General features: G+C 34.1%; 7 protein-coding genes and 1 pseudogene. 6 read left to right on the forward strand and 2 right to left on the reverse strand.

The window, feature by feature from the left end; translation table 11 throughout:
* Positions 1-93 precede the first annotated feature (93 nt).
* From gcvP to R6X41_RS03160, 4 genes are all read left to right on the forward strand, one after another.
* A complete protein-coding gene (gene gcvP / locus R6X41_RS03145) occupies positions 94-2,937 on the forward strand; it encodes an aminomethyl-transferring glycine dehydrogenase (protein WP_318497371.1) in 2,844 nt (947 codons plus the stop codon).
* A 110-nt stretch (positions 2,938-3,047) separates the two neighbouring features.
* Complete coding sequence (locus R6X41_RS03150) at positions 3,048-4,106, forward strand: 3-oxoacyl-ACP synthase III family protein (protein ID WP_318497373.1); 1,059 nt, start codon at positions 3,048-3,050, stop codon at positions 4,104-4,106.
* A gap of 29 nt (positions 4,107-4,135) precedes the next feature.
* Positions 4,136-4,663 carry a class I SAM-dependent methyltransferase gene (locus R6X41_RS03155; protein ID WP_318497374.1) on the forward strand — a complete coding sequence of 176 codons (528 nt, stop codon included), beginning with the start codon at positions 4,136-4,138 and terminating at the stop codon, positions 4,661-4,663.
* Positions 4,664-4,740: 77 nt separating this feature from the next.
* Complete coding sequence (locus tag R6X41_RS03160; RefSeq protein WP_318497376.1) at positions 4,741-5,592, forward strand: glycosyltransferase family 2 protein; 852 nt, start codon at positions 4,741-4,743, stop codon at positions 5,590-5,592.
* Between the two features lie 484 nt (positions 5,593-6,076).
* On the opposite strand, the gene R6X41_RS03165 is transcribed toward R6X41_RS03160, so the two are convergent.
* The gene (locus R6X41_RS03165) at positions 6,077-8,764 is read right to left on the reverse strand and encodes a valine--tRNA ligase (RefSeq protein WP_318497786.1); all 2,688 of its coding nucleotides are present in this window, start codon (positions 8,762-8,764) and stop codon (positions 6,077-6,079) included.
* 275 nt (positions 8,765-9,039) lie between these two features.
* Between R6X41_RS03165 and R6X41_RS03170 the strand changes: the two genes are divergently transcribed.
* Both R6X41_RS03170 and R6X41_RS03175 read left to right on the forward strand, forming a co-directional pair.
* Positions 9,040-9,420: a DUF1573 domain-containing protein gene (locus R6X41_RS03170; protein ID WP_318497378.1), complete on the forward strand. Its 381-nt coding sequence runs from the start codon at positions 9,040-9,042 to the stop codon at positions 9,418-9,420.
* Between the two features lie 189 nt (positions 9,421-9,609).
* A pseudogene (locus R6X41_RS03175) lies at positions 9,610-10,416 on the forward strand (M3 family metallopeptidase); the annotation flags it as partial.
* 80 nt (positions 10,417-10,496) lie between these two features.
* Here R6X41_RS03175 and R6X41_RS03180 read toward each other — a convergent pair.
* Positions 10,497-11,810: a PDZ domain-containing protein gene (locus R6X41_RS03180; protein WP_318497380.1), complete on the reverse strand. Its 1,314-nt coding sequence runs from the start codon at positions 11,808-11,810 to the stop codon at positions 10,497-10,499.
* Positions 11,811-11,855: the final 45 nt, after the last annotated feature.

The following is an 11,855-nucleotide window of genomic DNA, read 5'->3' on the forward strand; positions in this document are numbered from 1 at the left end:
AACGCTGTAGTTTCAGTAAATTCTTTAAAAAATCGTACCAACAGTACATTCTAAATTCCGTACTTTTGCGCCGCAAAACACAATTATACTTTAATGAATACAAATGCTTTCTCACTGCGTCATATTGGTCCTAGAGAAGCGGACCAAAGCCAAATGTTAAATACAATTGGTGTAGACAGTTTAGATCAACTTATTTACGAAACTCTTCCTGATGGTATCCGCCTAAAAAAGCCTCTTAACTTAGATGCGCCAATGACAGAGCACGAATACTTAACTCACATTAATGAGTTATCAAAACAAAATCAAATTTTCAAATCATATATTGGTTTAGGGTATCACCCAACTATTTTGCCAGCTGTTATTCAACGAAACATATTGGAAAACCCAGGTTGGTATACAGCGTACACACCATATCAAGCAGAAATTGCACAAGGCCGATTAGAAGCATTATTGAATTTCCAAACCATGATTACCGATCTTACGGGAATGGAAATTGCAAATGCATCACTTTTAGATGAAAGTACCGCAGCAGCCGAAGCTATGAGTCTGTTATTTGCTGTTCGCGATCGTGCTCAGAAAAAAAATGGTGTTAACAAATTCTTTGTTTCCGATGCCATTTTACCTCAAACTTTAGCCTTATTACAAAGCCGTTCAAATCCGATTGGAATTGAATTAGTAATTGGCGATGAAACAACTTTTGACTTCTCTTCGGAATTCTTTGGAGCTATTCTTCAATATCCAGGTAAAGACGGATTAGTAAGTGACATCAAAACATTTATTGAAAAAGCAATTGCAGCTAACATTAAAGTAGCCGTTGCAGCAGACATTTTAAGTTTAGTAAAACTTGAAGCTCCGGGTAAATTCGGTGCAGATGTGGTTGTTGGAACGACGCAACGTTTTGGAGTACCGATGGGTTACGGCGGACCTCATGCTGCTTATTTTGCAACGAAACAAGCTTACAAACGCGATCTTCCAGGTCGTATTATTGGTGTTACTAAAGATGTAAATGGAAACCGTGCTTTACGTATGGCATTACAAACACGTGAGCAACACATTAAACGTGATAAAGCAACCTCTAACATCTGTACTGCCCAAGTTTTATTAGCAGTTATGGCTGGGATGTATGCCGTATATCACGGACCAAAAGGTTTAGCATTTATAGCAAATACAATTCACGATAAAGCGTCTACATTATCAGAATCTTTAAAATCTATCGGATTTAAACAAAATAACGACACCTTTTTCGATACCTTAAATATTGAAGCAGATGCTGAAGAAATCAAAGCTCTTGCAGAAACAAAAAGTATTAACTTTTTCTATCCTCATGCAGATGCTGTTACCATTTCTATAAATGAAACTACATCTATTTCAGATATAAATGATATCATTTCAATTTTTGCTAAAACTGTAGAAGCAGAACCAATTGTAATTGAAACCCTTTCTGAATCCAATAATATTAATGAAAATTTACAACGTACATCTCCTTTTTTAACATCGGATGTATTTAACACGCACCATTCAGAAACGGAATTAATGCGTTATATAAAAAAGCTAGAGCGTAAAGATTTATCATTAAATCATTCAATGATTTCTTTAGGATCTTGTACCATGAAATTAAATGCCGCTTCAGAAATGCTGCCTTTAAGTTCACCAAATTGGGGAGGTATTCACCCTTTTGCTCCTATAGCCCAAGCACAAGGATACCAAACCATGCTAAAAGCATTAGAAGACCAATTAACCGAAATTACAGGTTTTGCAGCAACATCTTTACAACCTAATTCTGGTGCACAAGGTGAATATGCTGGCTTAATGGTTATAAAAGCATATCATGAATCTCGCGACGATAATCACAGAAATATTTGTTTAATTCCATCATCTGCACACGGTACAAACCCAGCAAGTGCGGTTATGGCAGGAATGAAAGTGGTTGTAACAAAATCGACTGCAGAAGGAAATATTGATGTCGACGATTTACGTGAAAAAGCAGAATTACACAAAGACAATTTAGCTTGTTTAATGGTAACTTATCCATCTACCCACGGTGTTTATGAATCTGCTATTAAAGAAATTACTAAAATTATTCACGATAACGGCGGACAAGTTTATATGGACGGTGCGAACATGAATGCGCAAGTAGGATTAACAAATCCTGGGAACATTGGCGCAGATGTTTGTCACTTAAACCTACACAAAACATTTGCTATTCCTCATGGAGGTGGTGGACCTGGAGTTGGGCCAATTTGTGTTGCTAAACAATTAGTTCCTTTCTTACCAGGAAACCCAGTAATTAAAACTGGTGGAGAACAAGCAATTAAATCAATTTCTGCGGCACCTTTTGGGTCGTCTTTAGTTTGTTTAATTTCTTATGGTTATATTAAAATGCTTGGAACAAAAGGACTGGAAGACTCTACAAAAGCAGCCATATTAAACGCTAACTACATCAAGAGTCGTTTACAAGGGCAGTTTGATACTTTATATTCTGGTGAATGCGGACGTGCAGCTCACGAAATGATTGTAGACTGTAGACCATTTAAAGAAAATGGTATAGAAGTTACAGATATTGCAAAACGTTTAATGGATTACGGTTTCCACGCTCCAACAGTATCATTCCCTGTTGCAGGTACCTTAATGATTGAACCTACAGAAAGTGAAAGCAAACAAGAAATGGATCGTTTTTGTGATGCATTAATTTCAATTAAAAAAGAAATAGACGCTGCATCTAAAGACGAACCAAATAACGTACTTAAAAACTCACCACATACTCTGGAGATGCTTACATCTAGCATATGGGATTTTCCTTACACTAGAGAAACAGCAGCATTCCCTTTAGAGTATGTTCGCGATAATAAATTTTGGCCAACCGTACGTCGTGTAGATGATGCTTTTGGTGACAGAAATTTAATATGTACATGTGCTCCTATTGAAGATTACATGTAACAAAACCGTGTTTTGGACATCGTAAATTACTTCTAAATAAATATTGCCTTTATAGTTATTGTAACTATCTTCATAAAGATAAAACATGCTATAAAGGCAATATTTTTTTAATGAACACAAAGATCACAGGAACAGGAAGTTACATACCTTCTACTGTTCAAACAAACGATGATTTTCTTAATCATTCTTTCCTCAATAATGATGGAACTAGCTTCGAAAATGACAACACTGTCATAATTGATAAATTTAAATCCATAACAGGGATTTCTGAACGTCGTTATATTAAAGAAGAATTCAAGTCTTCAGACATCGGTTTTTTTGCTGCTCAAAAAGCAATAGCCAATGCGAACATCGATCCAGAAACTATAGATTACATTATTTTTGCTCACAATTTTGGTGATGTAGAGTTTGGAACCTCACAAAGCGATACCGTTCCAGGACTTGGAGCGCGAGTTAAACATTTACTTCGTATTAAAAACCCGAAATGTGTTGCTTACGACTTAATGTTTGGTTGTCCAGGTTGGATTGAAGGTGTTATTCAAGCACAAGCTTTTATAAAATCGGGGATAGCAAAACGTTGTTTAATAATAGGTTCGGAAACACTCTCTAGAGTTATTGACAAACACGATCGTGATGCCATGATTTTTTCTGATGGTGCCGGTGCTTGTATTCTTGAAGCTACAGATGATGATACTGGGATTTTAACCCATATTACAGAGAGTCATACTTTAGATGAAGCATTCTATTTATCCTTCGGAAAATCGTATAATAAAGACATCGATTCTAAGATAAAATACATTAAAATGGATGGTCGTAAAATTTACGAATTTTCATTAACACATGTTCCTGCAGCAATGAAAGCTGCTTTGGACACTAGTGGTGTAGACATAAAAGAGGTTAAGAAAATATTTATTCATCAGGCTAACGAAAAAATGGACGATGCCATTTTAAAACGCTTCTACCGTTTATTCAAAACACCAATTCCTGAATATATTATGCCAATGAGCATCGGAAATTTAGGAAACAGTTCGGTAGCTACAGTGCCTACTCTTTTCGATATGGTTAGACACAATAAATTAAAAAATCATAGTCTTAACAAAGGCGATGTTATTATATTTGCAAGCGTTGGTGCAGGAATGCACATTAATGCTATTGTTTACAAATATTAAAACTACCGCTTAAGCGGAAAAAGAACAGCATGTACGAAAGTCATTTTCCGCATAAGCGTTATAAAAATACGATTGAATTCTTAGAAAAGCACGTCCAGAAAGAATCAAAACTTTTAGATTTAGGTGTCGTAAATCCATTTACTAAAGTAATGGAAGCACACGGTTTTAAAGTTAAAAACACCTCTGGTGAAGATTTAGATATCGACACTTCAGCTTTAAAAAACGCGACTGCAGATGTGGTTACAGCATTTGAAATATTAGAACATTTACTATCGCCTTTTACGGTTTTAAAAGATATTAAGTCTGATAAATTGGTTGCTAGTGTTCCGCTTAAACTTTGGTTTGCTCAAGCTTACAGAAGCAAGACAGATATGCGTGATAGACATTACCACGAGTTTGAAGATTGGCAGTTCGATTGGTTACTTGAAAAAGCAGGTTGGGAAATTAAAGCACGTCATAAATGGACTAATCCAGCAAATAAAATTGGAATACGTCCTATTCTCAGACGTTTTACACCACGTTATTATATTGTTTATGCTGAAAGGATTTCGAAATAAGATGAAATCTATAGAATTTAATTAAACTTCTACCTTAAAACATTGGGTTTTGAATTTTTAATATTGAATTTTACAATATGAATTTTTACATCATTATTCCCGCGCATAACGAAGCCGATTCTATTGGTCGTACTTTAGAATCTTTAACCAATCAAACATTCTTACCAAAACAGCTAGTTATAGTAAATGATCATTCTTCTGATGAAACACAAAATATTGTAGAATCGTATATCGAAAAACATCCTTGGATTTCTATCGTGAACGTACAATCTTCAGATAAACATTTACCGGGTTCAAAAATCATAAATGCATTTTATAAAGGATACGAAACTTTAGATTACAACTACGACATCATATGTAAATTTGATGCCGATTTAATCTTTCCTAAAAACTATTTAGAAACAATTTCTAATCATTTTAAAGTAAATCCGAAGCTAGGCATGGCTGCTGGGTTTTGTTATATTAAAACCGATGAAAATTGGATTTTAGAAAATTTAACCAATAAAGACCATATTCGTGGTGCACTGAAAGCCTATAGAAAAGAATGTTTTCTAGATATTGGCAAATTAAAACCTGCTATGGGCTGGGACACCATAGATGAATTACTCGCGAAATATTATCATTGGGAGATTCTAACTGATGAATCTTTACACGTAAAACACTTAAAACCTACAGGAGCGAGTTATAATAAAAGCTCGAAATACATGCAAGGAGAAGCCATGTACAAAATGCGTTATGGCTTTTCGATTACTGCTATTTCGGCTCTTAAACTTGCAATGAAGAAAAAGAATTTGTCTCTTTTTAATGATTATATGTCGGGGTATTTTAAGGCTAAAAAGGAAAACGTTGAACCATTGGTTTCACCCGAACAAGGTGATTTTATTAGAAAATTACGTTGGGATGGTATGCTGAAGAAGTTTGGATTATGAAACTGGTTTTGGGTTTTGGGTAAAATAATTTGATATTAATAACAACTTTTATCTTTTCTAAAGAATGAGACTCTGACATCGCAGATGCATGAATACTTAAGATTAAAATATAAAAGGATGAATAAATAAATTCAGAGTGACGAGTATTGAATAAAACCAAATATTAGAATTCACAACGACTTGCTGAACTTTTTTCAGCATCACACAACAAACTAAACCATTTCTAATAATGAAAACTTTAAACGCGTTCAGGTTTACGAAAAATCTAGACTTAAGCAAAATTAGAACCCACAACGTCATGCTGAATTTATTTCAGCATCACACAACAAGCTAAACCATTTCTAATAATGAGAACCTGAATTGAGTTCAGGTTGACGAAACGAAAGCAAATTCAGAATTAAACATAAAAAAACACCTCAACAAAATCTGCTGAGGTGTTTCTTTCTTTATGATGAAACTCTAAAATAAATTTAGAGTCAAGTGTTTATTTCAAACTTGCTAAACTCGATTTAATGGTTTCAATTTTAGCTAAAGCATCTGACTCTTTTTTACGTTCGTTTGTTATTACCTGCTCTGGTGCACCTGCTACAAAACGTTCGTTAGATAATTTCTTTTGAACAGATTTCAAAAAGCCTTCAGTGTATTTTAATTCTTCAGAAAGTTTAATAATTTCAGCTTCAACATCTATCGCGCCTTCCATAGGAATAAAATACTCATTAGATTTTACTCTAAACGTCAATGCGCCTTCAACTGGTTCAGACACATATTGGATAGCTTCTAGATTTCCTAATTTTGAAATTACAGCATCAAAAGCAATATTTACTTTTTCGTTATTGATTGCAGAAAAACCAATCGCATCTTTAAACGCAATATTTTTTTCTTTACGCACTGTTCTAATTCCAGATATCACTTCAGAAGCAAATTCAAATTGAGAAATTAATTCTTTATTTATAGGTTTAGCTTCTGGCCATTTTGCAACGATTAATGCTTCTTCTGGAGTTCGTTCAGCAATATATTGCCAAATATCTTCAGTTAAAAATGGCATAAACGGATGAAGAATTTTTAAGTTATCCTCGAAACGAGCCATTACACTATTATACGTTTTAACATCGATTGGTTGCTGATACGCAGGTTTTACAATTTCTAATAACCATCCGCAGAAATCATCGTAAATCAATTTATAAATACTCATTAAAGCATCGCTTAAACGGTATTTACTAAAGTGATCTTCTATCTCTACCAATGCATCTTGAAATTTCGCTTCGTACCATTCTAAGGCTATTTTACTAGACTGTGGTTGTTCGATAGCATCACTAACTTCCCATAAATTAGTTAAGTTAAATGCGTTCCAAATCTTATTTCCAAAACCTTTCCCTTGTTGGCAAAGCGTTTCGTCGAACATTAAATCGTTTCCAGCTGCACTACTTAATAATAGTCCAACACGAACACCATCTGCACTATAATCCTTGATTAATTTAAGAGCATCAGGCGAGTTTCCTAAAGATTTACTCATTTTACGACGTTGCTTATCACGAACCAGACCTGTTAAATACACATTATTAAATGGTCTTTCATCCTTATACTCGTAACCGGCAATAATCATTCTAGCAACCCAGAAAAATAAAATATCTGGTCCGGTTACTAAATCGTTAGTTGGATAATAGTATTTTATGTCTTCGTTTTCAGGATTACGAATCCCGTCGAACACACTCATTGGCCACAACCAAGATGAGAACCACGTATCTAAAGCATCGGTATCTTGCGTAAGATCGCTGGTAGTTAGTTGTTGGTTGTTAGTTTTTTGTTTTGCTAATTCTACTGCTTTTTCAATAGATTCTGCAACTACAAAATCTTCTTTTCCATCGCCATAGAAATATGCAGGAATTTGTTGCCCCCATAATAACTGACGAGAGATATTCCAATCGCGGATATTCTCTAACCAATGTCTGTAGGTATTTTCAAATTTCTTTGGAAATAATTTAATTTCAGCATTTTCACCTAAAACGGCTTCGATAGCTGGTTTTACTAAATCTTCCATTTTCAAGAACCATTGGTCGCTTAATCGTGGTTCGATAACTGCTTTTGTTCTTTCTGAAGTTCCTACTTTATTTATATGTGTTTCCGTTTTAACTAAAACACCTAAAGCTTCAAGTTCTTTTGCTACAGTTTTTCTAGCTTCAAAACGATCTTGACCTTGGAACTGCAATCCGAAACTATTTAAAGTTGCATCAGCATTAAAGATATCGATCACCTCTAAATTATGCTTATCTCCTAAATTCTTATCATTTTCATCGTGAGCAGGTGTTACTTTTAAACATCCTGTTCCAAATTCTAAATCGACATATTCATCTTCTATAATAGGTACCACACGATTAGAAATTGGCACAATCGCTTTCTTTCCTTTTAAATGTGTAAAACGCTCATCGTTCGGATTAATACAAATTGCAGTATCTCCGAAAATAGTTTCAGGACGTGTTGTCGCAATCGTTAAGTATTCCTCCTCTAACTCCTCCAAAGGAGGAGAATTTTCTCCCTTTCCTTCGGAAAGGGTTGGGGATAGGATTTTATATTTAATATAATATAAGTTCCCTTGACGTTCTTCGTGAATCACTTCTTCGTCAGACAAGGTCGTTTGCGCTTCTGGATCCCAGTTTACCATACGGTAACCTCGATAAATTAAGCCTTTGTTATGTAAATCGACAAACACTTTTATTACAGCTTCAGACATATCGTCGTCCATTGTAAATTTCGTTCTATCCCAGTCGCAAGAACATCCTAATTTTTTAAGTTGTTCTAGGATTACTCCGCCGTATTCTTCTGTCCACTCCCAAGCATGCGCTAAAAATTCATCGCGAGTCAAATCATTTTTATCAATCCCTTGTTCCTTTAACTTCGCAACTACTTTTGCTTCTGTAGCGATAGATGCGTGATCTGTTCCAGGGACCCAACATGCATTTTTACCTAATAAACGTGCATGACGCACCAACACATCTTGAATTGTATTGTTTAACATGTGTCCCATATGTAACACTCCTGTTACGTTTGGTGGTGGGATAACAATAGTATACGGTTCTCTTTCGTCTGGTGTTGAATGAAAATAATTGTGTTTCATCCAGTAATCGTACCACTTACTTTCTACTGAATTTGCATCATATTTTGAAGGAATATCCATCTGCATAATTTTGAATCTTTGTATTGCTTGAAGTGAAAAATTAAAATCTAATTAATAGTCGTTTAGATCTATTATTTTAAGTTGATTTTATCACTTTGGAATAGTTTTTGAATATAAGATGCAAAAGTACTTATATTTCTTTTGATGTGAAATTATATTGTGAGTTTATAGATTTAGAAACCTTAATATAATGTTAATGCCGAATCTATAACGCAAAATTTTGCATAATGAATAAAAAGTATTTACGTTTACACTAAATTTAAAAACACTTAATCATGAAACAACTTATAACTATTTTATTTATCGGATTAATAAGTTTCACTATTCAAGCACAAGCTAAAATTGAATTTAAATCGGATACTATAGACTACGGTACGATTGACAAAGGAGCAAACGGGGTACGCGTATTTGAATTTACAAATACTGGTAATGAACCACTTATTATTTCTAATGTAACATCTAGTTGTGGCTGTACAGTGCCTAAAAAACCAGAAGAACCTATTATGCCTGGTAAAACTGGAGAGATTTCAGTAAAATACGATACAAACCGAGTGATGCCTATTAGAAAAACAATTACTGTTATTTCTAACGCAGAAACACCAACTGTAGCTTTAAAAATAAAAGGAGAAGTTATTGACCCTAGTACAACAAAATAAAACGGAATATTATATTCAACTTTATACTTTTACAAAACCCCTTGAGTTCACGCTCAAGGGGTTTTATTTTGATTCAATTTATCATTCCATCTTTTATAGGTATTCTGCTTATCTACACGTAATCGTTTTAACATCAATCGTGTCCTAAATATTATTATTATTAAATGTTCATTTTTTCATTGACAAAAAGATCCTTATGCACGTCAAGGAAAACGTTCCGGAGTTTGGGCTACGACCTATAGAAGCTCAACATCTTTTGATGGTAAAACGAATGTATTAGCGTCTAACAATTCTAATTTTGTAAAACCTGCACCTGGCGAAGCTGTTTTAGTCTCTTGGGACGATGCTATTACTTTTTTCCATGAATTTGGTCATGCCTTACATTTCTTTTCAGCCGATGTACAATACCCAACATTAAATGGAGGTGTTAGAGATTACACAGAATTCCAATCTCAATTATTAGAGCGTTGGTTATCTACAGACCAAGTGATAAATAACTATTTAGTGCATTATGAAACTGGAGAACCCATTCCTGCGAGTTTAGTTGAAAAGATAAAGAAAGCGGCTACATTTAATCAAGGATTTGAGACCACAGAATATTTAGCGTCTGCTTTAATTGATATGAAAATTCACTTAGCAGATCCTTCAAATATTGATGTTGATGCTTTTGAACGTGAAACCTTAGATGAATTAGGAATGCCTAAAGAATTACCGATGCGTCACAGAACACCTCAATTTGGCCATGTGTTTTCAGGAGAAGGCTATGCTACGGCGTATTACGGTTATATGTGGGCAGATGTTTTAACAAGTGATGCTTCTGAAGCTTTTCAAGAATCTGAAGGTGGGTTTTACGACAAGGACGTAGCCGATAAATTAGTCAAATATTTATTTGCCCCGAGAAACGCTGTAGACCCTGCAGATGCCTATATACAGTTTAGAAGTCGTGATGCAAAAATAGAAGCTCTAATGAAAGATCGCGGATTTCCGGTGCAATAACAACGGATAATCAAAATCTATTTTACAGATAAATCGAGAAACAACTAGTCCCAATTTAAACTCAGTTTATTGGGACTAGTTTATTTAAGAGGTGATTCTAATCGAAACATAAACTTTAAAATAAATCCGTTTCTATCTACAGTTAGGTTTATACCTTCTCCATCAGAGCCATAAAACAAATGAATAATTTCATGTATTTTATGTTGATGTGTTTGTCTATTATTCACAGTTAAAACAACATCGCCTATTAATAGTCCTGCACGTTCTGCAGGAGAACCTTCACGTATTTCTACAATTGTAAAAGCTGGCTTCAATTTAAAATTATAACTTGGAGACAATGCAACATCTATATTTATACGTTTACCAGAAAAATGATCATCGTTTGCAGCAACCATCAATTCACCGAGATGCTCTAACTCTATCCCGCTTTTATTATAACTAAACGGATCACTATAAAATTTATTCTTTTTTAATGTTAATCGCGCCTTCCTGTAATCTACAATTAAATTGAATCGCTTTAATATATTTCCAGAAATACTTCCGTTTCTATCCTTTACACGTTTGGCCAACTGTATGGCTGTAGAATCTGGAAAAGCGACATTAACCGATTTTAATGTAAACGACTTTAAAATAAACTCTTGTACTTTAGCCCGTTTACCATACACACTTCCACTAAGTCCGTTTCCTAAAAAATCGATAAAATAATTTTCATCTTCATATAAGTCCAATGCCACATCTTCAAAAATCCATAACGCATCACTTCCTCCGGAATCTATTAATAATTTTACAGGAACAATCTTATCGTGTATCTTAACTTCTGCATTTAAATAGGGTTTATTATTATAAAATTCTAAATTTACTATTTCGCATGCATCGCATTCATCATACGAATATGTTTCAGGATCGTGCAATTTAATATAGCGTGCAGCATAATTTATTTCGACAACAAAATCTTTAAACAAATCGAAACCTATAATCCCATGTATTGAAATCCCTAATTGAGGCGTAAAATTTAAATTCGCGTCGTGAATCGCATACATATCTTGATTTAAATTAATAGCCTCACCAATTTTAAAAAAATTGTTTTTAGACTTTAAAGCTTCAAACGATTCGCCTTCACCAAGTCCTCGTAAAATGTAAGCTTCAGTATTATTAATTTGCAGCGTATCTTGTTGATTTAAAAAACTGAATACTATAGGTTTAGACACACCTGTATCTAAAATAAAAGATAATTCTACGTGGTTAATTTCTACCGGAATTATAATTAAATTATTGATGAGTTTAAAGCGTACTTTATCTGACTTCTTATTATTCTGAAGCCTAAAATTAGTTTGAGAAAACCCTATCAGACTTCCGCAAAGCATAAAAAGCAAAAAAAAGCAAAAGTTTTTCATCTATTCGTAAAATTTACACCTTATAATTTACGATTTTATTTTTAT

The organism is Formosa sejongensis (assembly GCF_033447105.1).
GTDB lineage: Bacteria > Bacteroidota > Bacteroidia > Flavobacteriales > Flavobacteriaceae > Formosa.

Excerpts from the sequence above, each read along its gene's own strand:
- R6X41_RS03160 (WP_318497376.1), top strand. The coding sequence starts at position 4,741 with ATGAATTTTTACATCATTATTCCCGCGCATAACGAAGCCGATTCTATT.
- R6X41_RS03150 (WP_318497373.1), top strand. The coding sequence starts at position 3,048 with ATGAACACAAAGATCACAGGAACAGGAAGTTACATACCTTCTACTGTT.
- R6X41_RS03180 (WP_318497380.1), bottom strand. The coding sequence starts at position 11,810 with ATGAAAAACTTTTGCTTTTTTTTGCTTTTTATGCTTTGCGGAAGTCTG.
- R6X41_RS03155 (WP_318497374.1), top strand. The coding sequence starts at position 4,136 with ATGTACGAAAGTCATTTTCCGCATAAGCGTTATAAAAATACGATTGAA.
- R6X41_RS03170 (WP_318497378.1), top strand. The coding sequence starts at position 9,040 with ATGAAACAACTTATAACTATTTTATTTATCGGATTAATAAGTTTCACT.
- R6X41_RS03165 (WP_318497786.1), bottom strand. The coding sequence starts at position 8,764 with ATGGATATTCCTTCAAAATATGATGCAAATTCAGTAGAAAGTAAGTGG.
- gcvP (WP_318497371.1), top strand. The coding sequence starts at position 94 with ATGAATACAAATGCTTTCTCACTGCGTCATATTGGTCCTAGAGAAGCG.